We start from the raw sequence: 25,809 nt of genomic DNA, 5'->3' as shown, positions 1-25,809 counted from the left end.
CCTCCTATTCAATGGAATGAAAATGCCGGCAACCTTAGTTCGAGCGTTCACCAACTGGTGCGCATTGGTACGAAAGCCTATCCATTTTCACCGTTATATGAAGATATATAAGTAAATGAGCACCTTTTTTAAGTAACCCTTCAAATTATTGCAGGGTGTTGCCCATTTGCTTGTATTTGCCCATATGTATAAATCCCCCGATAAAAGCTTTCACGGTCTAAAATGCGCTTCACTTGTACTTTTGTAAATCGTTTCCCTTTCTCTGTTCGATGGCCTTCTATGTTGAGCTGTTCTGCCAATTGAGATAGTGACCAATGTTTAAAAAAATGTCTTAATTCAAATAGCCTACGTACAACGATCGCTTTCTTTGTATCCACTTCTAATACTTTTCGCCCTTTCTGTACTGTATAACCAAACATGACACCGCCACCTGCATATCCACCTTGTTCAGCTTTTTTCTTTCTGCCCCTACTTAGTTTCAATGCAATCTGTAATCGTTGATATTGGTCTAATAGCTCCAACATCCCATTCACTAAAAAATCATTTGGTTCATGTGTGTATATGCTGTAATTTGGCTGCTCAATCGCTTTCACATCTACGTTATATTTTTTCAACTCTCGTTGTATCAATACTTTTGCCATATCAGAGCGCCACAAACGAGACGTATTTAATACAATTACTTGGCTCACTTGATGATATTCTATATCTGCCAATAGCTCTTGCAAGCCTTCTCGCTCAATAGTTAATCCATCTTCATCAACTGTCGCTCCGCTGAGTCCTCTATCCTCATATATGTGAAGCAGTTGTAGCTTATTTTCGTCACAATACCTCTCAATTTCTTCTACTTGATACGCTAAGCTATATCCTTCACGTACTTGCCCTTCTGTTGAAACTCGTACATAACCAACTACTTTTTCTTTCATAATGCCCCTCCCGTTACAGCAATTAAAGTCCCTGTAACGCTTACCCGTTTTTTGCGGATAACTTGTGTGTAACGTCTATCCGTTACAACATACTGTACGACCTTACCCAAATTTTGCACAACCCTTTATTTTACAGTCGTTTTTTCTCTAGTAGGGTCGTACACTATAAGTAACCGTTACAATCAAAAAAAAGAGGTGGTGTTTTTATTATGTCTTCTACTATTCGTTTACGTCTCAATGAAATTTTAATTGAAAAACAAATGAGCCGTCGGCAACTTGCCAGACAAGCCGCTTTACGTCCTAATACGGTAAATGACCTATGTACTCGCCCTGTACAATGTCTGCATACACGTATTCTCTCTATCTTATGCGATACATTACAAGTTTCTATTCAAGACCTCCTTGTATTAGAGCCAATTGACTAAGCAACCCCAAGTATCATCGAACATGGCTCATCTATCAGTTGTTTCCATACTGCTCCTGCTAACTCGTCGAAATCCACTCGATACTGGTTCGCAAGGGGCTTTTTTATTGCTCTACGTATATACTGCGTGTACATGTCTTTTCCATCTCGTAAATTAATGACTCGTTCTATTTCTTTCTTCTCCAACGCTTGCCAATCTATTATCACCGCCGCAAAGTATTGTTTATTCTGTTTTGGCGAATGTCTCTCTATATCTTTAAGCTCTATTTTTTCATCTGGTTTATAGACGACTTCAATCCTACTCAAATCATTTTCCAAATAAATACCTTTATTTCTAAATAGCTCTAGTCTCTTATCATAAATTCGACAATATCCATTCTGTTTTCTTTGATAACCTTCACCAAAATAACGTGTCGTTTCACAATGACTCATTTTCCTCCGCACGTCTATTGGTATAACGACCACATTTTCTAGTTTCGTTGGTATATCGTACGCTACATCACAGCTCACAAAGTTTATTCGCTTTGCTCTTTTACGTATAAACTCTAGTATTTCGCTAAAGTGTGCATAATGCTCAGGACGTGTTTCTATGCGTAGTGTATACATATGTCCTGTTATTTCATTAAAATTCCTATAATATATGTGCATGTATACCTTTTCATCTTTCTTTATGTGCAACTCATATACGTATAATGCTCCCTCGTATCCGTATTTCATCTTCACTTTATATCCCATTGTTACCATAATCATCATATAAAGCCGTAAAAATGCTCCGTGTGGTACATCTTTATATTCCATCGTAAACTTGTCAATCGACACATTCAGTTTCATCATTTGCTTCTCTCTTATCCTTTCTCCTTTTTAACACTTATTGTACTTATTAATAATCTGCTCCTTTTAACTTCAACAAGCACTCGTCACCTTATCAAAGGCAATCAAATGCTCAACGTTTAGAAAGTAGTTATTCATTAGGTAGGTCTATACCATCTTTCTTATTCTGTCGTTTCTCTTTTGCTTTTTTTCGCTCTTCTTCCTTTTTTCGCACCAACCTATCAATTTCTGCCCATTTCAATTCTTCTACTTCTTTGAAAAGCAATCGCTGAAGCCACGTTACTTTATCACCTTCAATTATTGTTCCCGGAAAATGCTTTCGTATTAATTGATTTCTATAGCTCTCTAAACTTTTGCTCAATTTGTTTCCACCTTCGTTAATTTGTTTAGTCATATTATTTCCTCTCCCTTTTTCATTTTTGTCTTACACAGTAATATATAATTTCGAGTTGAAGTTTTTTAAGTCGGCAACTAAAATTACACAAAAAAACATCTGTTGTCCTCCTTATTTTCTTACATAAAAATATACTGTAAAATGGGGCATTTTTTTAAATGAAGCCTTAAAATAAAATACAAAAAAAGCATCTGTCGCCCTATAATAGACAATCAAATGCTTTATGTTTATCCATTTATCTTGTGACAGCTTGCTTGAAAAAATCGCTATTTTCAAAACGATAAACTTCAAGCTCTGGTAGGTTCTTCTTTGATAAATTAATTCCCCACTCTGCTTTACTCTTTTGCCACTCTTGTTCGTAATCACGACTAACAAAAACTTCATTCGGGTTTTCCCATACTGTTGACGGTATCAAGTAAAAGTCATTTTCTTTATCTTCATGAAGTAATACAAGTGCTAAAAATGCGTTATCTCTAAGTGTAAATACAGTCGCTTCTTCTATTTTCAAAGAGCGACTTTTTCTACATGAATAAAGCTATTAAACTGTCAGTTCAAACTTCCGTTTTACGGTTATTTATAGTACCGTCTCATTTAGGCTAAGGCAGAGCCGAAATACCTTTTTAAGTTTCCCGTTGTTTATCGCCACGAGCTTTGTCATTTTCGTTTATTTAGTCACTATTCCATACAAAACTATCTCCTGCATGTAAAATGTCATCTCGCCTAATTCTCACACTTTTCTTCCTAGACCACTGTTTACATAGCACTCCTTGATGGTCTAGCCTTCATGAGTTATTAATTCAAATTCAAGGAATCTTTAACCGTAAACAAGTTTTAAATGACTCTGTCATATTATACCTTGTATTTATCGCCACGAGCTTTGTCAGTATCATTCGTTATTAACCATTCCCCGCCCCATATACCCTCGCCATGTAAAATGTCATCTCGCTTACTTCTCACGCTTTTTATCATCGGGTAACACTCTTGATGGTACTGCCTTCATGACATATTGATTTTGTAAATGTGGGAGCTTTATTTAACACCTACACTGTAAACCACAAATTCTCACAGTAAATATGGGTTGTCTTCCTAAAGTCGTATTGTTTTAACCATAACAAAAAACCTTGAAAGGTAGTTAGCCTCTCAAGGTGATAGTTAAATATTCAAAAATAATTTTATTCCTACTCCAAATTTAACATTTAACCCACTTCTTCTCACATATATACTAGTACTTTTGATTAATCTAAAATCTGGTAAATGTGTCTTGAAATATCTATTTCTTCTCCATCTTAAATTATGATAAATTTAAAATTTCTTTTAGTTCTTTTAAGGAAACTTCAACTCTTGTTCGATCTTGAGGTCGTCTTGTTAAATAGTCTTCCCCAGCCTCTGTTAAATATTGAAAAAATACATTTTCATCTACAATAGCATTTTCCTCAACTTCAGCCATAGGAGGTTGTATACTGAAGTTAACACCAGTTTCACCAAAATACCCCTCTTCTCCTGGCTGATATTCATTTGCAAAAATACAACATACTGGATCAATCCCAAAACCTTGTTTGTTTTTGAAATTTTCAATCGCTTCCATAAACTTCCCATCACCTATTATTTTGTAATATAGACGCATCAACTCAACTTTTTCTGAAAATTCTTCAATAATAAAAACTTCCTCACTCATAACAAACACTCCTTTAACATTTAATCTAGAACTGGGAAGAAATTCGAAATCTCACCTGTATTTTTGTCTTTAAAGCCCATAAATTTCAATTGTTTCCCATTTACATTGACATACCCTTCTACCATATCACTTGGTGACCTATCTCCACCTTGAATTATCCTATTATTACTAATACCTTCTTCCATTGCTTCTCTACCCAACTTTAATATCTGTTCATCAGAAAAAACCTTTGGGTCATATACTGTCTTAGGATTCTTATACTCTTTCCACTGTCCAGTAAAGTTACCTTTTCCACCATTTTCTTTACTCAATCCATCATAAACAGGAAGCTTATATTTTACCTCATAAATTCCTGAAATATCAGGATGAGACGTTTTAGTAACAGCTTGATTAATATCCTTAACTTGATTACCAAAGTTATCTAAAATAAATTGTTCAAAGTTCTCAAGATTGTGACCACCCTTTATTCCAATATTCGGTTTTGCTTTAAAACCCTCCACTTCGGTTAAATGTGTATCATAACCCTTTTTAAAAGTAACATCTTTTACCGTACCCTTAGGAATATCACCTTTAGTTATATCTGGTATTTTACCAGTCGGAAGCTTCCCTGTTTTTGCTAGTGAACCAAGACCTTTTGTACCAACCACAGCAGTTGCAGTGTTTATTGTTGCTTTAGTACCCCAGTATGCTTGTGAATATGCATTCCCATTGACGACATCTCTCTCAAAGAAATCTTTAATTGAATTACCTATGGTTTTTGCAGTTTCAATAGGGTGTGAAATTGCTTCCACCGTATTTTTAAATACTCCAATCGGATTAGTCACTAATTCTTTTAAATCATCATATACACCTTTCACTGCATCTACGGTTCCGTCAAACGTTCCTTTGGATTTTTGAGCTAAATTTAAGCTTGCATTGTATCCCTCTCGTAACCATTTTTCTTTAGCAGACATATCTTTAGTAATTTTTAGAGGTTCCATTTTTTCTAACGACTGATAGACTTTGACAGCTTCTTTTGTTGCCTTTTTAACTTCCTTTACAATTGTTTTGGCTGCCTTTTTAACTTCCTTAACAGCGGTTTTAACCGCTTTAACAGTTGTTTTGGCTGCGGTTTCAACCGCCTTAACAGTCGTTTTTACTGCGGTTTTAACCGCCTTAACAGTTGTTTTCACTGCCTTTTTAACTGCCTTAACAGTTGTTTTAGCTGCCTTTTTAACTGTCTTTACAACTTTTTTAACATACTTCTTGGCCTTTTTAACTGCTTTTTTCACAGCCTTTTTAAATCTCTTGACCAATTTGCTCTTGGATAAATTATTTTTAAGCTTCCTGGCTTTTGTCAAAACCTTGCCTAATTTTTTCTTGAGCTTTTTCTTTGCTTTTTTTAAGGCTTTCTTTAGTTTCTTTTTGGCCTTTTTGATTTTCTTTTTTAACCGCTTTTTTAACTTTCCCTACAACGGGGATACTGCCTAAAGCACTACCTAGTGCTCCGAAGAATCCTTTACCTTCTTCGCCATTAAGCATCACCCTCACCAATAGGGATCATGCCCATGACGTCTAGTGCGGAGTCAAGTTCAGCGCCTTCTCCCGATGTATTAGACACGGTCACAGGTGCTTTGTTCGAGCCTTCCATTGTCACAACCTGTCCCTGAATATCGGTGATTCCATCAAAAACAAGACTGCTGGAGCCACATGTTAAGCGTATAGATTCTGTTGCGCTCATGGAGATGCTTTTACCTGCAAAGGTGATAGTATCATTGGCTGTTAGTGTAAGCGGATGCTTACTATGTACTTCTACTCCGCTTCCCTGATCCAACTTTAGGAAAACGGCGCCTTCCTGTGCAGTAAATGTGACAGATTGTGGGTCTAGCTTGATGTCCTTGCCTTTTGGCGTACCCCAGTAGGACGTTTTTGGATCGGCTGTCTTTGGGTTGGAGTCGCCGCCCTTTCGTACACTGTGGCGGACAACGGCTGCTTCCTCCCGGTGTGTCGGGAAAGCAAGATGAACGCTATCGCCTTCTTCTGGCGGGCTGTAAAAGCCACTATGTCCTTCTGCTGTATAAGGAGTAGCAAGTGAGAACCATGTGGCTTCTTCCTTTTTTTGTGCCTCATCAATGGATAGGTGCAGGCGTACTTGATCTTTTTTGACCTCTAATACCTTACCCTCAATCGCTGTGCCTGACAGGGACAGAATGTTTAGTCTTTCTTGACGAATGCCTGCCTCGGACAGTAGATGATATTCATATGTAAGGACACCTTGTTGCATGCGTGCTATGGACTTCGCCACACCTATAAATCATAGATTAGAAAAAATAAACAGCTCAAACTCACCATAATTATGGTCGTTTGAACTGTTTGTTTTTACAAAAAATTGTGTCATTCTAATACTTTACATTTACTCTAGTAAACAAGTCTGAATTTTACCATTATTTAGTTTGATTGAGTCACATTCTAAGTATTTCTCACCACATTTAAAACTTGTTATTTGCACATCCCATTCAGCATCTTGAATGACACATCGAATTTTTGAAAGTAGACTTTTCCAATGCTCTATACAGTGTTACCTTTGCGCTTAACTGTCAAGATTTTCAAGAACTCTAGCAATTCGTTTCGATAAGTCCTGACGCTCTTTCTCTGTCAATTCAAAATCGGAATTATCAAACAATCCTTCTTTTATCTCATTGATGATGTCTTCAGGCAATTTTTTATTTAGTCTTATCAAGTTCTCAGCGATTATAGTGTAGACAATCTTTTTTGCACAAGCCTTATTTCGAAACCGTCAACTTGCTGTAGAATATGGTATTTACTTACTGCCTCAAAAACAACACCCAGTTCCATTTTCCCCTTGATTTTTTGTATATATTGTTGAAGAATAATCCAGGATAAAAGTTCGATTATACTTACCCAGTTTTACAGAAATATAATAACGAGCAAGTACTATTTTGCACAAAGCTGATTGCACATAGTCACTACTTTATATTAACAAAATAGAACCAGCTTCGTCTTTATTACCACTCTGATAACAAAAAGACAGATCAATTATAGGTAGTATTGACCACAATTGACCTGTTCAACATTAAAAATATGAACTATCCGTTTCAACATAATATCGAATTTTAATTTTTAATTTCTCTTGATATACTTTTAATAGATTTTTATTAAATTGTTGATACGTTGAGATAAATCTTCTTTTTCTGATTCCGTTAACTGTTGCCCTACGTCATCTATATTGAACTTCTCAAGTTCATATTTTATATTAAGTTCTCCATGTTCATGAATTCCTTTATTAATTAATAGTTCAGCTAATGTGACTTTAATAGTAATATTCTCACTAAGCGTATTTTTACAGTCCCTTTCAAAACGTTTCAGCACTTTATCAGAAACTTCTTCTAAGGGGATAATACTAATAATGTTATCAAAATAAACTTTTACTTCCTTAGTCATCTCATGATAATACCAGCGTGCCCTAGGATCGTGATTTAATGAAATCGTTGTATCATTAAATTGACGTAATACGTAATCTCTTCTTTCTAATAGATCATCTACTTCTTCTGTACTTAACTGCTGTCTGATACTGTTAATATTTAGATTTGTTAACACTTCACACGATAATTCCTTAGCACGCACAGATAATTTTGAATGTGTTAGAGCAATTCTCGCTAAAGCAACACGGATAGTTGCTTTCTCGGCTTCTCCATCATTCATAGAAACTTCAAAATCATAAGTTGTTCTCGCTAATGCTTCATAATCACTAAATTTTTCATCTTTGTATTCCAAGTAAGTATCATAAACTGAGGTTAAAAGCTCGTAATAACTCCAATCCAATTTTCTCCACACTCCTGTATAATTTATTATTTATTAACCTTAATTTTTTGGCCATTATTATGAATAATTTCAATATCAATATTTGGGTATTCTTTGCTAAACGCATTTATAACTCTACTACAACTACCACAAGTATCAAGTTCAGTAAATAATTTTATTTTACCACTAGCATCGGGATTATGCCCTAATTTGTCTGCAATATCATTTAAAATTTTATACTCAGTATCCATATCTCTAAGGAAAACATCTCCTACCTCATTCGGGGCATTTGTTGCACTAAATTTAATCTTATCCTCAGTTGGTTTAACTGAAAACCCTTCATAATTGGGATTTCCATGTGTTGCATCTATTTTACTATGTGCATAGAATTCTTTCGTGTCCAATCCTGATATATTTACCTCAGCGTAACCGAAATTCCCCCCTCCTCTTTTCTTAAGAAGCGTATTTGATACTAATTTTTTATATTCCGTAGCACGATCAAGAATATATCCTTCATTCTTCATATCAATTTCCCTTGTTGGAAACACTTTACCATAACTAACTCCATTATCCTTATGCGCAACCTTAGTCTCATCTTGTTTTTTAGGATCTTTGTTTAGATTTTGATTTTGGTTTTGTACGGGTTTTGGTGTTGAATTTGTATTTCCTTTTGGTGTTGAATTTGTATTTCCTTTTGGTGTTGAATTTGTATTTCCTTTTGGTGTTGAATTTGTAGTTCCTTTTGGTGTTGAATTTGTAGTTCCTTTTGGTGTTGAATTTGTAGTTCCTTTTGGTGTTGAATTTGTATTTCCTTCTGGTGTTGAATTTGTATTTTCTTTTGGTGCTGATTTTGTTTTACCGCCACTAGGTGTTTTTGAAGTAGATCCTTTCATTCCTTTTACTCCAAATACTGAGGTTACAACACCAAAACTATCTAACAAATGTTCCTTTGATAAAGGGTCTTTTGGGTTTACTGCCCCATTAACCATTCCGGTAAAGCCAAAGGTTGCGTAATTGGCAAAATCAGAAGGTGAATTCCACATCTTTTTTTGTCTGTCCTTTGCTCCAGACACTAGACCATCTAATGCTCCTAATGTGAGATAGTTTGCAAAATCATACGGTGAGTCTAATGCTTTGTTCCACCTTGTATCTAGACCATCCTTAAAATCTTTACCAATTTCTTTTAAACTATTGTATGTTTTTACCAATGGGTTTTCAGTTTTAGGCTTTGTTTTTACGACCGTTTCCTTAGTGGTTTGTTTGGATGCTTTTACGGCGGCTTGCTTTGCTTGGGTTTTTGCCTTCTGATAATACTGTTTGGCTTTTTGAACAGTCTTTTTCGCATAAAGGGCAGCCTTTTTTACGGTTCGTTTATACCATTTTACAAGTCTCTTTTTCGTAAGTTTTAAGAATTTACGGGCTTTCGTATAAACCTTGCCAATCTTTTTCTTAAGCTTCCTCTTAAGTTTTTTGAAAAGATTCTTTAATTTTAATTTACTTTTCGCCTTTTTGATTTTCTTTTTTAAAGACTTGCCTGCCTTTTTAACACTCTTAACAACTGGGATACTTCCAAAGAAACTGCCAACGGCTCCCCAGAAGCCTTTACCCTTCTTTGCCATTAAGCATCACCCCCACGCTTTTACCTGCAAAGGTGATATCATTGGCTTTTAGTGTAAGCGGATGCTTACTATGTACTTCTACTCCGCTTCCCTGATCCAGCTTTAGGAAAACGGCTCCTTCCTTTGCGGTAAACGTCACCGATTGCGGGTCTAGCTTGATTTCCTTGCCTTTTGGCGTACCCCAGTAGGACGTTTTGGGATCGGCTGTCTTTGGATTGGCGTCGCCGCCCTTTTGTACACTGTGGCGGACAACGGCTGCTTCCTCCCGGTGTGTCGGGAAGGCAAGATGAACGCTATCGCCTTCTTCTGGCGGGCTGTAAAAGCCGCTATGTCCTTCTGCTGCATAAGGCGTAGCAAATGAGAACCATGTGGCTTCTTCCTTTTTTTGTGCCTCATCAATGGATAGGTGCAGGCGTACTTGATCTTTTTTGACCTCTAATACCTTACCCTCAATCGCTGTGCCTGACAGGGACAGAATGTTTAGTCTTTCTTGACGAATGCCTGCCTCGGACAGTAAATGATATTCATATGTAAGGACACCTTGTTGCATGCGGGCTATAGACTTGGCCACCACTAGCTCCTTGTTTTGGAGTTGAACGCGATCACCGAGTGCTAATGTTTTTTTGATTCTATCACATAGGCTACTGCATCCCGCTCCTCCATCGGTCGCTCAATGTCATTGTGCTTTGTATGTAAAAACAGAGAGCGATCTTTTGTGATCGTATAGTTTGCAGTCGAAAAAATTTTTTTGACAAATATAAAAAGGTCAATAGCCACTTTAACTAGTGTTGCTATTGACTCTTTTTATATTTTCCGCTTTTAAACTTTATTTTTCAACTGAAATAAATTTAGTAGGTATATAATCAGAAAGCCATACTTTTTCATTCCCTAGATAAAAAAATTTAATTCCACTTACCCTAGATTCTTCTGTATTGATGACTAATATCATTGACTCTCACACCCTTACGTTTTCCAACTATGAAAGCTGTTTCAATATCTTCTGTTAAAAGTACATATTGTTTCCATCAGGCATTGTTACAACATCAATAGGATCACCTTGGCAGGAAACCAAACAAGATATTTACCGAATAATACATTCTAAACCATTTTATTCTTACTGTTTACTCTAGCTTTTTACTTAGCTTTCCTGTCTGTTTATCAAGTAATAGACACTTATTGCAGTATATAATTACTTTTATCATTACGAGCTTCATCACTCTCGTGTGCAAACATAAATCGAGTAGCTAAGTGTGGTTGTTTTATTTAAATGTCACTGAATTCAGTCTCCTGTGCCAGTTAATCATCATGAGTTTTTGATTCAAAATTAGTATATTTTATTTCTTCGATTCAAGAAAAAACCTTAAAAAGCCTATCAAGGTCATAGCCAATCAAGGTTCTTCAATTTTGTAATTTACCCGTATAATTTAATACTTTCTAAATATTAATGTTAGGTTTTTTTTAATTTTATCTAAACCATTATTTACTTTTAGACGTTCCTCATAGTTATCTCTCCAGATAAAATAATCTGACAGACCAACACTTGGCTGATTAATTTTTATAAATATTTCCTCCAATTTACTAAACAGCTGTTTTAAATCTTCATTTTCATAGGTGCCATTTAAACATTCATCAATTAAAAGTAAACCTAATTCCAATTGATTAATGATATACAACGTTTCGTTATCATTTTCTTTTTCTAAAATTCTTTTTAATTCTTGAAATAGAATTCTTAATTGTTCTATATCTATTAGCATAGTTACCCCCTCTTTATTTAATAGGTGTTGACGAAATCACTTCTACTCCATTAATCTTCCAAGGCTCTGGAACGAATATTTGATTCCCTCCACCTAGTAAATACCTCCTTGATTTCCTGCTGGTCCTTCATAAATTGTAGTACCCTTAGGTATTTTAATTTCATAAACCGTTTCTAACGGTGAGGAACCCGTTAATACACCAGTTTTAGGATCAATCCATTGTACTTTAACTGCAGAGTCAATACGTCCTTCAATTTTTGTACCTGGCTCCCTTGTAAAATATTGACCTAGAGCATTCTTACCTCCACCAGCTTTTCCAGAACGATAGAGAATCGTATCACTCTCGAGTTTTGTGACATTATTATACATTCCACTTCTAAACGTAGATGCTGCACCTTGATTAATTTCAGCTAATGGTCCAAGGTTTTCAACCATGTTATAAGTATATTTAGAATTAACCGTACCCTATGTTGTAATCTTAAAATCTGCTAAATAAAAAACAATCTATCTTAAACCTTATAAAACTACTTCTTCCTCTTTTATTATCGGCAATTCATAGGCTGTTTTGTGCTTCATCATGCCGTATATAATATTTACAAGCCGTCTCATTATACAAACCAATGCTTGTCCTTTTGTTTTGCCTTCTTTTAGTTTTCGTTGATAGTATGCATGGAATACTGGGTTCCTTGGCAGCTTACTTCCCTTTGCCACTTGTACTTGCTGTACGGCTAAGTTGTAAAATAAAGCGTGTAGCGCCCGATTTCCCTGCTTGCTTTTTTGTTCCCTTCCTTTCCCACCAGAGCCAAAGTAAACAGGCGCAATCCCCGCAAATCGTGCTAATTTATTGGCATTCGGAAAACGGTGTACATCACCTTTTTCTGCAATTAAAGCGGAAGCTGTAACGAGATCTATGCCTGGCATCGTGTCTAATTGAAAGTCTAGTAAACTCATTAACCCTTTTAATTCTCGTTCCACATAGCATATTTCCTGCTTCTTAAATGAAATATCTCTGACGATGCTCTTAACTAGAAAGTCACGTGTTTCTTGGTTTTCTCTTATTGTGTTTCTATCCCCCGTTCTTCCCCTTGCATGCTAATAATTGTATAAACTTTAACACTTAGTACACTAATTAAATAATCGTAATCTTTTCAATTTACGTATTTAAACATGCGAAAAAGCACTTGTCGCCTGTTATAGACAATCAAGTGCTTTAAGTTTATAAATTTTCTAAGTTTTAATATTTGCAAGTTTTATAAGTTATTTTTATATCGAAAGTATGACATCTTTTATACCAGTTGGCTAGTGTAACGTTTAATCCCTATAGCTTGTTTAATCTCGTGTGTTTGTTGCTTATGACATCCATAAGTGGTCCTTGTAAATAAATTGTCATCTCGCTTATTCTCGCTCTTATTATTAGCGCTAAAATAGCACTTCATGATGGCTCTGCCTTCATGAAGTCTCGATTCTCAAACACTTATTGTTCATTGGGTCCATTCTGTTCTTCTTCTCGAGAGTGACAATATAGCCAATCAAGGTTTAAAAGGCTACGATTCCCCTCTTAAATTCTGGATCATCTATTTCTTTGACTGAAATTCATAAAATCCGGTGCTCTTCAGGGTCTGTTTCAAGTAGACCTACCTATTTTTCATTTATTTTGGTAGGTTGATAGGTTTAATCAACTCAGTGTGAAATTTTCACAAATTTAAAACAGTCTTTATCTTGTCGATAAGTACATACACTTGGATTTCCAGTTCTTGATTTTCACCAACAAATTCCATACACGTTTCTTTCAAACAACCATAGAAATCTGAACTATTCATAATGATTTCGTTATATGATGCTGTGTTAATGAATATCATTATGCCTTCTTTAAATTCAATCTCCTCAGAATGCTCTGGTAGTTCATATCCCATCATATGATCTTGCCACGGCTCTCTCTTGGATAAACACTCTAGTACATTGAGTAAATCACTCTTCAAAAAAGAAAAAAAATCTTGGATGACTGGCTGTTTGTCTATTAACATGAAATCCCCCCTAATTACTATAATTTTTCCATTCTAATACTGGGTATACACTTTCTATTTCTCCTGTAGTTGGATTTTTCCATCCTTCGAATTTTAATCCATTTGATGTGCCTTGTATTACCTGTTGCCCACCTCTAGGCCATTCACTAAAATCATTTGGTTCATGTGTGTATATGCTGTAATTTGGCTGCTCAATCGCTTTCACATCTACGTTATATTTTTTCAACTCTCGTTGTATCAATACTTTTGCCATATCAGAGCGCCACAAACGAGACGTATTTAATACAATTACTTGGCTCACTTGATGATATTCTATATCTGCCAATAGCTCTTGCAAGCCTTCTCGCTCAATAGTTAATCCATCTTCATCAACTGTCGCTCCACTGAGTCCTCTATCTTCGTATATGTAAACCAGTTGTAGCTTATTTCTTCACAATACCTTTCAATATAAATGAATGTATACATTGTCACTTTTCCGTATGTGCAATTCATAGCTATATGTTCCACTATATATCTTCATTTTCACTTTATATTTCTGCACTCCCACCATATAAACACGTAAAAATGCTGAATGCAGTACATCCTTATAATCTATAACAAATTTATCTATTGAATCCTCTATTTCCATCGCCTGTTCTTCCCCTTGTATTTTCGTACTTGTTTAAATTTAACACTTAGTACACTAATTAATAATCGTAATCTTTTCAATTTACGTAACTAAACATGCAAAAAAGCACTTGTCGCCTGTTATAGACAATCAAGTGCTTTAAGTTTATAAATTTTCTAAGTTGATTAATATTTGCAAGTTTTATAAGTTATTTTAGTATTTATACCAGTTAGCAAGTGTAACGTTTAAACCCTTTAGCTTGTTTTATCTCGTGTGTTTTATGCTTATGACATCCAGCTTTTAAGTAAAATGTCTTCTCGCCTAATCTCGCTCTTATTGCATTAGTGCTAGAATAGCACCTCTTGATGGCTATGCCTTCATGAAGTCTCTATTCTCATACAATTATTGCAATTATTGTTCATTTGGTCTACTCTTTAATCTTTATTTTTTGTACCTTTATCTAGTTACATTTCAAAGCCAGTTACAATCTATTTATCTACATAACTCCAAAAACAGATATTATATTTGGACTTTAATTTTGCAGACCAAAAGGTACCATTGTTATCAATCAATTAGTGTAATCTATAGCTACGTAGCTTCCCATACCATTAAATTATAAAACCACGCTCCTCCAAAGAAATGGTGGCAGTTGTATTTTCAAAATACCACCTTACTTAAAACAAATTTATTAACAAATTCATTGAAAATACTACATTGATTCATTAGTTACTCATTTAAACTGACATTTTTCACCTTGATGATTCCAACTGATTTCTTGTGCAATGTTTAATTCAAATAATCTGCTTTTTTTAACATTGCTACATTTGCAGGTACTAGAAGTTCATGACTCTTAAAAACTTTTTCGTCGTCTTCAGTGTATGAACATGTTTCACAATATCTATACAAATTAACGCCTTCAATATCAGATAAAATTCTAAGATGATCACTTTTACATTGAGGACATATTGTTGAAGAGACGAATGTTATAATATCTTTTATTAGATTTGATAACCTGCGCCAAATTTCAATATCTGATTTAGGTAGTAGGTTAATATAACTACTACTAATCAAATCAAAATCATCGCCAGTCGCACCAATAACATACATTTCAGGTTCAATCGTCATTACATATTGGAAATATAATTTTTCATCCTCTGTATTAATTTTATTGTTATTTTGGGAGTTATTCAAAAAACGCTCAATTGCTTCTCGATTATTTCTTATTATTTCAATTAATCTAAATAAAAAGGTATCCAAATCCAAATTCTGTTTTTCTGAAAACAGTTCCAAAGCTTCAGACCATAATATATTCATTCTTCTTTTTTTATTCATAATCCACAACCTTCATTACCACCTCGCCTATTCTCGCTCTTATTGCTTTATTGTTAAAATAGCACTCCTTGATGGTCTAGCCTTCATGAGTTATTAATTCAAATTCAAGGATATCTTTAACTGTATACAATTAAAAAACTATTATTTCCTTGTTTATCACCACGAGCTTTGTCATTCTCGTTAGTTTGTTAGTTATTCCATATTTATAATACCCTTTCCATTTAAAAGGTCTCGCCCAATTTTCGTTCTTTTCTCGCTATCCCTGTTCTTATTGCTCAATAAATCTTCCAGATTAAACTTGATATGTTATTTTAACTCATTAGTCTGCTTATCAAGCAATAGACAGGAGATTTTTTTCGCTCCAACAAAGTAATATTTTTCACTATCGAAGCCTTCAGCAATGAACTTAAAAATATAATTACCTTTATCCACTTCAAATTTATCTGTTAAATTCTCTATTTCTTCCTCAGTAGCTAATCCAATTACTGGATATGATGTATCTGTTTTCCAGCCAAAAGGCAGAGAAACAAAGTGGACTTGCTCAAAATTAATCTCAATATTAACCTTCTTTGTGGTATTATCCAACCGACCTATAATTGTTAAATCCCATCCATTTGATAAAGCAACATCAAAATCCATCCATAGCTCTTGAGAAGCATATTCATTGATTCGCGTTATTACTTGAAGTACTTCATTTTCATTCATAAAAAATCTTTGTTCACTCAATATTATCACTTCCTTATCTATTTAACTGAATATGCGTATCTCTTGCAGCCTCTTCATTAAATAAAGGGTTCGGCCGTCCACCTTTACAAGTTTCCTTTAATGTACTTTAATGGTGCTATTCCCCATTAAAATCCATATATTCTGTTCCGTTACCAGGCTTCTATCTCCCCACTCTATAAATACTTCCCGATTTTCCATACTGAGTTTCAGCTTCATGAGCTCTTATTTCGTATTCATAATCACCATCAACCCACTTTTCTTTGAATCTTCCAGGTAATTTATCTAGCCCTTGTCGCTTCATTACTTCATCTAAGAAATCTTCAGGGTTAGTTGTTTTAGTCAAATCAACTTTACCCGTACCCTAAGTTGTAATCTTACACTTGGAAATAAATAAGGTAGCAATTGTCTTACCAATTACCACCATTCTATGATCCTACCTTCTTCTGTTCGATTACAGGAGCAATATACGCTGTCTTTTTCTTCATCATACTGTAGAAGTCACTCATTTTCATTACCATCCGTAGCGTTATTTAGGTTATAAAATTAAAGCATTTGATGTGCGTATAAACGAAATGGAGAAATCTTTATATGGGTATTACATGGGTTATATGTGTTATTGGTTGAATAATGAGTTCATTCGGCACTGGTAGCCCCCAAATTATTTGTAGCCCTCGTGATATGACATCTGTGTCTACTATATCAACAGAGTCCCGTCTCGACTGCTCTATCAAGCTAATTTATTTTGCATACTTTGCTACTTTATTATAAAAATATTCACAAGCCATATCTTCATCGTCAAATATTTTTAATCCAGATTTGCTTCCTCTTTCACTATAATACACTTCCCAATTATAGCCATCTTTAGTTATACAATACTGTTCAATTGGAAGCCCCCCTTTTAATATCGAATAGATATCCTTAGGCACATTAATTTCTATCAATTTTTGCTCTAGTTCTTTTACCTTCATTATGGTGTAAATCCTCCTTAGTATTCTGGCTTCTAATAAATTCTCAATTGTATTTGGCAGTACATTTTCTATACCACCTCCAACTTCACCAAACCATGGTGCTTTCTCCCCTCTTTAACTTCAATAGGAGCAACAGCTCTCATTTCATAATGAATACCTTCTGGTCAATTCAAATTCAAAACTCATCAATATCAACCTCCTTTTTTATTTGCAATCTCACGAATCACTGGAAAGGTCCCTTCAATTTCATATTCGCCTCTAATTGAATCTGGTCGTATTGAATCCCCAGAATATATCGGATAAAGTCTCTTGATGTTTGATATTCTCTCACTATCTTCACAATCAGTTTGAATAGCTATATGTTCCACTATTAAGATACTGCAAATTGGTTGTTCAATGCTTTTAATATCACAGCTATATTTCTTTAGTTCTCGTTGTATCAGCACTTTTACAATATCTGACTAATCGGCTTGTGTTCAGTATAACCACATAACCTATTTGAACAGACGAAAGGTGAGCCAACATCTCCTGTAAGCCCACCCTATCTATTTCTAGTGCTTCCTCATTCAGTTTGGCACCACTTATTCCTTCATCTCTAAAAATATGTACCCAGTTTAAGCCTTGTTCCTTACAGTATGCCTTAATTTCATCTTCTTGATATCTTAAGCTATATCCGTCTCTTGCTTGCCCTTGAGTCGAGACTCGTATATACCCAACAACATTCAATTTCTCAACTTCCGTTACATAAATTGTAATTTCCCTAACGCTTTTTAACGAATAGCGAGTATTATACGACCGTCTCTAGTAAAAATACAACCTAAAACATATTTGACTATATAAAGCAACAATCCCCTCTCACATTAATCATCGTTTATCGCCACGAGCTTTGTCATTATCGTTTTTTAGTCACTATTCCATACAAAACTACCTCCTGCATGTAAAATGTCATCTCGCCTAATTCTCACACTTTTCTTCCTAGACCACTGTTTATATAGTACTCTTTGATGGTCCAGCCTTCATGAGCTCTCGAATCAAATATCAGATTACTTTTTAACCATAAACTTCATTGAGTTAAGAAAAAACCTTGAAAGGCATAGAGCCAGTCAAGGTAATAAACTCTCAAAGAATTATTTTATTTTCGACCTTATAATTATCGCTTAATTTGCTTTCAATCGAGTTAGCGGTTTCGCTAACTAAACGTAGAAAATGTTCTCTATCTTGTTCCTGTGCAAAACCCTTAAATTCAAAACTCACTTCGTTATCCTCAAATAAGTTATCATACGTTTCTTGAATTGCATCTAGTGCTTTAACAATCGATTGCTCATTCATAAGTTCACTAGCAATATCATTATCAACTAGCTCACCGTCTTCATCGTAAATCCACATTGGATAGCACTGATATTCCAAGTATAGTTTTATTTTTTTCATGTTTCCTCCTATTTTATAGAGACTGGATTTGCGCCTACAATAAATCCATTGCTACCCGTAGTTATTGCAACCCTTTGCGTTTGTCCATTAAAGTTGATTTCGTAAATAGGTCTTCCAGTGCCCTTTCCTTGATATCCAACGATTTTACCTTCACTTACCGCCTTTGTAATAAATTCAGGCAATTGACTTTGATTAATTCCTTTGGTGGCAAATTCATCAGCATGATTAAGAATATGATTAAACCCTGCCTGTGAATTTCCATTTTCAAGCCATACTATTTTGCCATCAGCGTTTTTAGTTACGGCAACTACATCATTAGGATTATACTTTACACCACTATTAGCAAGTTCATCCATAAGACCTTGTGGTTTAAGGTTACCCGTACCCTTAATAGCTGTTTCGGCTACATTAGTCGCGTTCTTGCCTTCAGAAATTAATTCAGTGACAACTTTCCCTCCTTTTGCTACTTTAGCAAAACCACCAAGAATGATACCTGCTGTGGCTATCCCTCGATCTGTATAATCCAATTCTTTCTTTGTAATTGGATCGTATCCTTCGTACGCCTCAAAACCAGCTTTAGCATTTCCAAGAAACGGGATAAAATCTGCAATTGCAGATAGTAATGTTAATAATATTCCTGGTTTCTTTACTGATTGTTCAACAGGACAGGAGTTTTCTAAATTTATATACTTTGATTTTTGTACTATTGATGCTGCAGCTTTACTTGCTTTTTTAGTTGCCACATTAACATCATTTTTCTTTGCTTGTACTAATGTTTTCGTTGCGGTTTTAACTGCCTTAACAGTTGCTTTTGCTGCGGTTTTAACCGCCTTAACTGTTGTTTTTGCTGCGGTTTTTGCTGCGGTTTTAACCGCCTTAACTGTTGTTTTTGCTGCGGTTTTAACTGCCTTAACAGCTGTTTTCGCTGCCTTTTTAACTGTCTTTACAACTTTTTTTACATACTTTTTGGCCTTTTTAACTGCTTTTTTCACAGCCTTTTTAAACCTCTTGACCAATTTTCTCTTGGATAAATTATTTTTTAGCTTCCTGGCTTTTGTCAAGACCTTGCCTAACTTTTTCTTGAGCTTTTTCTTTGCTTTTTTTAAGGCTTTCTTTAGTTTCTTTTTGGCCTTTTTGATTTTCTTTTTAGCCGCTTTTTTAACTTTTCCTACAACAGGGATACTGCATAAAGCACTACCTAGTGCTCCGAAGAATCCTTTACCCTTCTTCGCCATTAAGCATCACCCCCACCAATAGGGATCATGCCAATGACGTCTAGTGCGGAGTCAAGGTCAGCGCCTTCTCCCGATGTATTAGATACTGTCACAGGTGCTTTGTTCGAGCCTTCCATTGTGACAACCTGTCCCTGAATATCGGTGATTCCATCAAAAACGAGACTACTGGAGCCACATGTCAAACGCATGGATTCTGTTGCGCTCATGGAGATCCTTTTACCTGCAAAGGTGATAGTATCATTGGCTGTTAGTGTAAGCGGATGCTTACTATGTACTTCTACTCCGCTTCCCTGATCCAACTTTAGGAAAACGGCGCCTTCCTGTGCAGTAAATGTGACAGATTGTGGGTCTAGCTTGATGTCCTTGCCTTTTGGCGTACCCCAGTAGGACGTTTTCGGATCTGCTGTTTTTGGATTCGAGTCGCCGCCCTTTCGTACACTGTGGCGGACAACGGCTGCTTCCTCCCGGTGTGTCGGGAAGGCAAGATGAACGCTATCGCCTTCTTCTGGCGGGCTGTAAAAGCCGCTATGTCCTTCTGCAGTATAAGGCGTAGCAAGTGAGAACCATGTGGCTTCTTCCTTTTTTTGTGCCTCATCAATGGATAGGTGCAGGCGTACTTGATCTTTTTTGACCTCTAATACCTTACCCTCAATCGCTGTGCCTGACAGGGAAGGAATGTTTAGTCTTTCTTGACGAATGCCTGCCTCGGACAGTAGATGATATTCATATGTAAGGACACCTTGTCGCATGCGTGCTATGGATTTGGCCACAACTAGCTTCTTGTTTTGGAGTTGGACACGGTCACCAAGTGCTAATGTTTTTTTGGACTCGATTACATAGGATACTGTATCATGCTCCTCCATTGGTCGCTCAATGTCATTTTGCAGCGTATGTAAATACTTGGAGCGATCTTTGGTGATTGTATAGCTAGTAGCTGACAGTTTTTCTATTCGACCTTCTGGGAGACCGAACCATAGCTTAGGTTTATCGGCATCTACTGCTGGTACAAGCACTGTTCGAAAATGTGAGGCCATGCGCTTTAGAAATTGCCAGTCCGTCTCCCTATATTGTAATATAAATTGCTTTAGAGGAGTAGCCTTTGACGCAGTGTCAATAACATCGGAACCTGGATAGTTAGCAAGTACTTGCTTGAGCATGGCATTATACGTCATCTTGTCATGCTGGAAGGAGCGAGCATTGCGTTTACAATCTAAGGTAAATGTAGATGACACCGCTTCTAGCTCAATTTGGTACACGCCTCTCACCATACGAACAGCCACTTCGGATACTTGCCCCTTAAAAAGCGGTCGCACACGCTGTCCATTGCGTTTTTGATAGAGCTCTATTCGATCTGAACTGCTGGCAATCTGCATACAGCGATCTTTCTTCTCCTCTGGGATGAATCCCGTAATTGATAACCTTGCATGGTCATTCACAGTTTGGGTCAAGCTGAGATCATGCAACGTCTGAACCTCATAGGGGGATACGAGTTCAAGCTCTCCGTATCCAATCACTTCCTCATACGTGTTCACATGAATACCCTTCTTTCCTCAGTGGATGATGGCTTATTCTTGACCATCATCTTCTACCTTTATCGTCCCGCAATATATGCACATATTAGTAGATTGATTGATAAGCGCGGGAGAATTCTCAATCAACTGATCGGACTTTCCGTTAATCCATGGCATTGTGACTACTGGTGTACACGGCATCGGTTTCAAGACACCATTATTAGCCGCGGTTGCAGCTGCCACCGTAGGATTAGATAATGTTTGACATAAACCAAAGGGCTGAATATTGACATAGGGCTTATAATCCATCGTGTTCATCTTTGCCTTGTCTTTTGTATAAACGCCATGGCTTACAGGCATCTTTAATATGCTTGTCTGATCGCCCTGCGTGCACGATAATTTGGCACCAGCAACTACATAACTGCGCTGCTCATCGCCTTTTGTCTGCATTTCATCTGCCATTGAAAACCACCCTTTCTATAAGAAAAGTGCATTACATCGCTTCACTTTGCAAACTCAAAACGAAAATAATACGTTACTATTTTCGCTTTTGAGAATCTGTATCTCGATGCTTGAATGCCTAGATATCGCTTTAATAACAAATCACTTTAGAACATAATGATTTCCTCTTTTTTCTCTTTACCTTCTTCATACAACTCTGTATAAATAATGTTTTTCTTGCTGTCCTCTAGCTGGCCAATTGAAACTTTGAGAAGCTGTATTGTATCATCGCCATACATGCGATATATATGACCGTTCCATTTTCCTGTTATTTTTTGTTCATCGGAAGCTTTGATTTCCTCTACATATGCAAGGTCACCTAAATCACTTTGCAATGTACTTCCATCCGCGCTAATTGTTAGCTTTTTCACGATTGTAGCAGTAGGATTTTCAATCGTTAACTGATCATCCTTTTTTACAATAGTAATATCACTTTCGCCAATTTTTCCAAGCTTCATATGCTGATCAAGTTCTGTGAAAAAATTATATTCGTCTTCTGTAATGCCTAATTTTTCATCATAGGGAAACTTCTCACCTTTAGCTAGCCCGGCTAATGTTTCTAAATGCCACTCTTTATTTTTTGCGAGAGAAGCTTGCATCGCTGCTGTAATTTTTTCCACTTTCTCGTTTATATCTTTTGGAAGACCGATTGCCATGACATCTGCCTTAAATGTGCCTTCTTTAAAGCTTTTAGCCAAACTTTCTTTACTCATATCTACTTTAGCTGCGCTTTCCTGTTCAGCTACGGGCTCTTTTTTCTCACCTTTTTCAGCCTCACCTGCCCCACAACCAGCTAGTACTAATGCTGCGAAAGCAACCGATGCCCATCTTTTTTTCATGTTAATGCTCTCCTACTCTATGTATTTCTAGTTATCTATACATGAAGGATCTCGTTCCATTTGCCTTCTGTTTGCACTTTGCGTAATCGAATACCTCGAAATGCTCGGCGCAATATACTTTCTGCTAGCTCAATATTGACAATGATGTAATCCTCTTTAATACCTTCAATTTGAAAGAAGGTGTATGGTGCGGCTAAAGTCTCATCAATAACGAGCTTTTTCAGCGTTCCGTCTAGATTGAATTCGGTTTGTGCTGAAAGACAGGCCACTTTTGGCGGAATGGAGAGCCAATATAACGTCTGTTTTAATTTCGGCATATCTACGAGAACAACTGCTTTAAATGGTAAGCGCGGCTCATATTTTTCCACTAGCTGCTTCACTGAATTAGCTAAAAGAGCAATGGGCTTTTCGATAAAATCGATATAGACATTTTCACTTTTATCTAAAACAGGAAATTGACGCTCGAGCTCATCTAGCTCATCCATTCTTTCCACTGTTAATAGTTCTTTTTTAATAATTTTTGATAATCCAACTGGTTCTACAGCATTCGAGATACGCTCATCCTGAGATAGAATAAAATAGTTCATCTTTTAATCTCCTTTTTCACAACATCTATTTCCAAATGACACTCGCTATTTGGAATGGATCTAGCTTCAGATGCCCTCGTGCTTCCTTCGAGAACACAGCTTTTTCTAAATTGGCGCCTTCAAAATGGGCATTCTTGACGTTAGCGCCGATAAAGCAAGCACCTCGTAAATTAGCTAGCTCAAAATCAGCTCCCTCTAAATTAGCACCAGTAAAGCGCACTGGGAGGTAGCCTGGCATTTCCCACTTTTGTCGATCAGTTAGTCCGCTTGCACCCTGAGCTTGTTGGAAGTTAGCACCTTGCAATTGACTATTGCTAAAATCTGCTTCATGAATCGTACTGAAGCTTAAATCAGCGTCCATTAGTTTACTATTCCTAAGATTGGCGCCAATGAGTAAGCAATTACGCATTTGACTCTGTGCTAAATTTGTTTTCTGGAAAAAGGCATATTGAATATCTAAGTCTTCATAGTTGCCACCAGAAAGATTTAAGTTGTTAAATACTTCATACGCATATTCATCTTCTAATTTTTGAGCCAGCCAAGCCTTAATTTCTTCGATATCTTTCGAAGAGAAATCCTCGCTATAGACAACTTCATTGACATCCAGAAATTCACCTATACGAACTTCTACAGCAGCATCACGATCAAGTGCTAAATATTCGGGGCATCTAATAATATCTGGCAATGCATATCTAGCAAGGCTAATAACATATTGATGAAAATGGGTTACTTCCTTAAGCTTGATCTGCTCAATATCCGCTTGGGTAATGGCTCCCATGAATGTTTTGCTGTATAAATATAGTTCCTCAACGAATTGCTCTAAAAAGCTCAGAGCCCAGCTTGCATCATAGGTAGTTAGAATAGGACGCAGGTCAAAGAACCATTCCTCATCTGTCCCCTCCACTAGATAGTGATGACGCCCCTCCAGTAGCTCCGTACGCAGCATGGAAAATGTGATATGTCCAATTGGCCCTTTCTGTTTAAGGGATTGTTGCTGCTGTAGCTGACGACAAATGGTTTGAAAGGATTTTCTAAATTCCTCAGCAAGCTCATCCTTTGAGGCTTGGAAAAAATCCTCTAACGCCAAGAGATGTTTCAACCGTCTTTTCTCTACTTCCGTTTCATAAAAATGCTGTAAAATTTCCTCTGCTTGCATATGTGTCTCCTTCTTTCTCTTCATTAAGAAACCCATCTATAGGGCTATTAATTGGCCTTTACTTCTTTCCCGAAAATTTGCACACTGCCATCCATCGTTATTTTACTTTCCTTGCATTTTAGTGAAATTTCTTCCTCCGCAGACAAAAGAATTTTCTTACTTGCATTGACTGAAATATCTGCCTCGGATATAAGATTGATTGCCTTTTTACTAAAAATTTCGATACCGCTCGCCTCATTTAAACGGATAAAAATATCGTTATCCTGTGCTGTAATAACAATTTCTGTTGGACTCATCTTAATTTCTTTGCCAAAGGCTGTTCTGTAATATTTCGTCGAAGGATCATCTAGCTTATTAGTTGCGCTGCTGTCTGAATTTTTTCGAATAGAACTGCTGGCAATTCCCTCTTCTTCACGATAAGAAGGGAAATATACATGAACAAAGTCGTTAATTTCAGGCATACAATACCAGCCACTATGCCCTTCAGCTGTATAAGGTGTTGAATAGAGGAACCAATGCGCCTTCCCTTTATCCTGTTTTTCATCAATATTTAGATGGACCTTAATATGATCCTTAGCTACCTCTAACACTTTACCTTCAATAGAGACACCAGAAATTTCATCGTTGAATACTTCTCTCTTGTTCATGCCATTCTTCGTTGAAAGTGTATAGCGATGCTTTAGTAAGCCATCCTTCATCGACATATAGGCTTCACAAACATAGAGAGTTTGCTTATGAAAGGTTACGTGGTCTCCTATGGCAAGTACCTTATCGGTTTCCACTTCATAATACAAAAAGTCATGTTCTCCCATGCCATCATTGCCGTTCTCTGTATAGAGAAGATAGTCTGCTAGTTTTTTTCTTGTCGTATAGTGATAGTCTTCTAGCTTTCCTTTTGCTTTGCCGGCAGGGACACCAAAATGGAACTTTGGCTTATCAAAGGTAGCAGCAGGAACTAGTCCAGTGTTATAGCGGGAGGCAAGACGTTTTAAAAATTCCCAATCGGTTTCTCGGTACTGTAGAGTAAACTTGCCTAATTTTCCTCCCTTTGTAGCCTCATCGATCACATCGAGACCAGGGTAAAAGGGACTCAATTGTTTGAATAGAGATGAATAGGTCATCTCTTTATCCTGATAGGAGCAATTTTTCTTCTTAATATCGAGTTGATATGTATTGGAAGCTGCTTCTACTTCGATATAATAAATATCTCGAATCGCACTTACTTTGACGCCTAATATGACCCCCTTAAATAACGGGGTAGGTGCACCTAAATGATCGAGCTGATTCACTTCAATAGCTGAATGGACCTCTGTCATTTCGACGTACTGATCTCGAACTTCCTCAGGTACGATTCCTGTGAAGCGTAATGTCGCGTGCTCGTTCATTTTCTTCGTGAGCGTGAGCTCTTGAATGCTCACTAGCTTGAATGGCAATATTTGAAGATTATGATAGGCAGTTACTACTTCACTCATCG

Annotated in this window: 28 protein-coding genes and 3 pseudogenes; 1 reads left to right on the top strand and 30 read right to left on the bottom strand. The window is 36.5% G+C overall.

From position 1 onward, the window contains the following. Positions 1 to 140 precede the first annotated feature (140 nt). A complete protein-coding gene (locus ACZ11_RS04310) occupies positions 141 to 923 on the bottom strand; it encodes a recombinase family protein (RefSeq protein ID WP_049664059.1) in 783 nt (260 codons plus the stop codon). 209 nt (positions 924 to 1,132) lie between these two features. Between ACZ11_RS04310 and ACZ11_RS04305 the strand changes: the two genes are divergently transcribed. After that, the gene (locus ACZ11_RS04305) at positions 1,133 to 1,348 is read left to right on the top strand and encodes a helix-turn-helix domain-containing protein (protein WP_049664058.1); all 216 of its coding nucleotides are present in this window, start codon (positions 1,133 to 1,135) and stop codon (positions 1,346 to 1,348) included. Here ACZ11_RS04305 and ACZ11_RS04300 read toward each other — a convergent pair. The 29 genes and pseudogenes from ACZ11_RS04300 to ACZ11_RS04160 all read right to left on the bottom strand — a co-directional run bounded on the left by ACZ11_RS04300 (position 1,345) and on the right by ACZ11_RS04160 (position 25,807). After that, positions 1,345 to 2,181: a replication initiation protein gene (locus ACZ11_RS04300; RefSeq protein WP_049664057.1), complete on the bottom strand. Its 837-nt coding sequence runs from the start codon at positions 2,179 to 2,181 to the stop codon at positions 1,345 to 1,347. The two genes, ACZ11_RS04305 and ACZ11_RS04300, sit on opposite strands and share 4 nt — an antisense overlap. Before the next feature lie 127 nt (positions 2,182 to 2,308). Further along, positions 2,309 to 2,572: a hypothetical protein gene (locus ACZ11_RS04295; protein ID WP_049664056.1), complete on the bottom strand. Its 264-nt coding sequence runs from the start codon at positions 2,570 to 2,572 to the stop codon at positions 2,309 to 2,311. A 235-nt stretch (positions 2,573 to 2,807) separates the two neighbouring features. After that, complete coding sequence (locus tag ACZ11_RS04290; RefSeq protein WP_053093191.1) at positions 2,808 to 3,080, bottom strand: hypothetical protein; 273 nt, start codon at positions 3,078 to 3,080, stop codon at positions 2,808 to 2,810. 783 nt (positions 3,081 to 3,863) lie between these two features. After that, complete coding sequence (gene cdiI, locus ACZ11_RS04285; RefSeq protein WP_049664054.1) at positions 3,864 to 4,247, bottom strand: ribonuclease toxin immunity protein CdiI; 384 nt, start codon at positions 4,245 to 4,247, stop codon at positions 3,864 to 3,866. A 20-nt stretch (positions 4,248 to 4,267) separates the two neighbouring features. Next, entirely contained in the window at positions 4,268 to 5,587 is a 1,320-nt protein-coding gene (locus ACZ11_RS04280; RefSeq protein WP_152911470.1) for a CdiA family toxin C-terminal domain-containing protein, read from the bottom strand. Then, entirely contained in the window at positions 5,565 to 5,768 is a 204-nt protein-coding gene (locus tag ACZ11_RS04275; RefSeq protein ID WP_049664051.1) for a hypothetical protein, read from the bottom strand. The genes ACZ11_RS04280 and ACZ11_RS04275 overlap by 23 nt, the downstream gene beginning before the upstream one ends. Continuing rightward, positions 5,761 to 6,531 carry a phage baseplate assembly protein V gene (locus ACZ11_RS04270; protein ID WP_236690776.1) on the bottom strand — a complete coding sequence of 257 codons (771 nt, stop codon included), beginning with the start codon at positions 6,529 to 6,531 and terminating at the stop codon, positions 5,761 to 5,763. Before ACZ11_RS04270 ends, ACZ11_RS04275 begins: the two co-directional genes overlap by 8 nt. A gap of 857 nt (positions 6,532 to 7,388) precedes the next feature. Continuing rightward, the gene (locus ACZ11_RS04265; RefSeq protein WP_049664049.1) at positions 7,389 to 8,069 is read right to left on the bottom strand and encodes an Imm3 family immunity protein; all 681 of its coding nucleotides are present in this window, start codon (positions 8,067 to 8,069) and stop codon (positions 7,389 to 7,391) included. 26 nt (positions 8,070 to 8,095) lie between these two features. Further along, entirely contained in the window at positions 8,096 to 9,667 is a 1,572-nt protein-coding gene (locus ACZ11_RS24665; protein ID WP_053093190.1) for a deaminase domain-containing protein, read from the bottom strand. Next, positions 9,651 to 10,238 (bottom strand): phage baseplate assembly protein V, encoded by a 588-nt coding sequence (locus ACZ11_RS04255; RefSeq protein WP_236690775.1) that lies wholly within the window; start codon positions 10,236 to 10,238, stop codon positions 9,651 to 9,653. Before ACZ11_RS04255 ends, ACZ11_RS24665 begins: the two co-directional genes overlap by 17 nt. An 853-nt stretch (positions 10,239 to 11,091) precedes the next feature. Beyond that, positions 11,092 to 11,421 (bottom strand): hypothetical protein, encoded by a 330-nt coding sequence (locus ACZ11_RS04245; protein ID WP_049664045.1) that lies wholly within the window; start codon positions 11,419 to 11,421, stop codon positions 11,092 to 11,094. Between the two features lie 93 nt (positions 11,422 to 11,514). Further along, positions 11,515 to 11,856, bottom strand: coding sequence for a hypothetical protein (locus ACZ11_RS04240; protein ID WP_053093189.1), 342 nt, complete (start codon positions 11,854 to 11,856; stop codon positions 11,515 to 11,517). 81 nt (positions 11,857 to 11,937) lie between these two features. Continuing rightward, positions 11,938 to 12,477 (bottom strand): annotated as a pseudogene (locus tag ACZ11_RS04235) (transposase); the annotation flags it as partial. A gap of 638 nt (positions 12,478 to 13,115) precedes the next feature. Then, positions 13,116 to 13,445, bottom strand: coding sequence for a hypothetical protein (locus ACZ11_RS04230; protein WP_049664042.1), 330 nt, complete (start codon positions 13,443 to 13,445; stop codon positions 13,116 to 13,118). 148 nt (positions 13,446 to 13,593) lie between these two features. Continuing rightward, a pseudogene (locus ACZ11_RS04225) lies at positions 13,594 to 13,892 on the bottom strand (recombinase family protein); the annotation flags it as partial. Next, entirely contained in the window at positions 13,888 to 14,073 is a 186-nt protein-coding gene (locus ACZ11_RS26505) for a hypothetical protein (protein WP_169776066.1), read from the bottom strand. The pseudogene ACZ11_RS04225 and the gene ACZ11_RS26505, both read right to left, overlap by 5 nt. Positions 14,074 to 14,838: 765 nt before the next feature. Further along, entirely contained in the window at positions 14,839 to 15,384 is a 546-nt protein-coding gene (locus tag ACZ11_RS04220; protein WP_134008793.1) for a hypothetical protein, read from the bottom strand. A gap of 306 nt (positions 15,385 to 15,690) precedes the next feature. After that, positions 15,691 to 16,110: a hypothetical protein gene (locus ACZ11_RS04215; protein WP_049664039.1), complete on the bottom strand. Its 420-nt coding sequence runs from the start codon at positions 16,108 to 16,110 to the stop codon at positions 15,691 to 15,693. Between the two features lie 160 nt (positions 16,111 to 16,270). Continuing rightward, the gene (locus tag ACZ11_RS04210; protein WP_049664037.1) at positions 16,271 to 16,453 is read right to left on the bottom strand and encodes a hypothetical protein; all 183 of its coding nucleotides are present in this window, start codon (positions 16,451 to 16,453) and stop codon (positions 16,271 to 16,273) included. Positions 16,454 to 16,847: 394 nt separating this feature from the next. Then, positions 16,848 to 17,078, bottom strand: coding sequence for a hypothetical protein (locus ACZ11_RS04205; RefSeq protein WP_049664035.1), 231 nt, complete (start codon positions 17,076 to 17,078; stop codon positions 16,848 to 16,850). A 374-nt stretch (positions 17,079 to 17,452) separates the two neighbouring features. Next, positions 17,453 to 17,804, bottom strand: a pseudogene (locus tag ACZ11_RS04200) (recombinase family protein); the annotation flags it as partial. A 393-nt stretch (positions 17,805 to 18,197) separates the two neighbouring features. Next, a complete protein-coding gene (locus ACZ11_RS04195) occupies positions 18,198 to 18,506 on the bottom strand; it encodes a hypothetical protein (RefSeq protein ID WP_048016398.1) in 309 nt (102 codons plus the stop codon). An 8-nt stretch (positions 18,507 to 18,514) separates the two neighbouring features. Next, positions 18,515 to 19,741 (bottom strand): pre-toxin TG domain-containing protein, encoded by a 1,227-nt coding sequence (locus tag ACZ11_RS26775; protein WP_134008790.1) that lies wholly within the window; start codon positions 19,739 to 19,741, stop codon positions 18,515 to 18,517. After that, on the bottom strand, positions 19,741 to 21,273 hold the full coding sequence (locus ACZ11_RS04185) for a contractile injection system protein, VgrG/Pvc8 family (protein ID WP_049664033.1): 1,533 nt from the start codon (positions 21,271 to 21,273) through the stop codon (positions 19,741 to 19,743). The genes ACZ11_RS26775 and ACZ11_RS04185 overlap by 1 nt, the downstream gene beginning before the upstream one ends. A 33-nt stretch (positions 21,274 to 21,306) precedes the next feature. Further along, entirely contained in the window at positions 21,307 to 21,714 is a 408-nt protein-coding gene (locus ACZ11_RS04180; RefSeq protein WP_049664032.1) for a DUF4280 domain-containing protein, read from the bottom strand. Between the two features lie 146 nt (positions 21,715 to 21,860). Beyond that, positions 21,861 to 22,592 carry a hypothetical protein gene (locus ACZ11_RS04175; RefSeq protein ID WP_049664030.1) on the bottom strand — a complete coding sequence of 244 codons (732 nt, stop codon included), beginning with the start codon at positions 22,590 to 22,592 and terminating at the stop codon, positions 21,861 to 21,863. Between the two features lie 35 nt (positions 22,593 to 22,627). Further along, on the bottom strand, positions 22,628 to 23,179 hold the full coding sequence (locus ACZ11_RS04170) for a hypothetical protein (protein WP_049664028.1): 552 nt from the start codon (positions 23,177 to 23,179) through the stop codon (positions 22,628 to 22,630). A 25-nt stretch (positions 23,180 to 23,204) separates the two neighbouring features. Next, positions 23,205 to 24,359, bottom strand: a complete 1,155-nt coding sequence (locus ACZ11_RS04165) for a pentapeptide repeat-containing protein (protein WP_236690774.1) — start codon at positions 24,357 to 24,359, stop codon at positions 23,205 to 23,207. Positions 24,360 to 24,382: 23 nt separating this feature from the next. After that, positions 24,383 to 25,807, bottom strand: coding sequence for a hypothetical protein (locus tag ACZ11_RS04160; RefSeq protein WP_049664025.1), 1,425 nt, complete (start codon positions 25,805 to 25,807; stop codon positions 24,383 to 24,385). Between the last annotated feature and the right edge of the window lie 2 nt (positions 25,808 to 25,809).

The organism is Lysinibacillus xylanilyticus, from assembly GCF_001183605.1.
Taxonomy (GTDB): Bacteria; Bacillota; Bacilli; order Bacillales_A; family Planococcaceae; genus Lysinibacillus; species Lysinibacillus xylanilyticus.
Note: the sequence above shows the minus strand (reverse complement) of the source record. Positions and strands in the feature narration are given on the sequence as shown.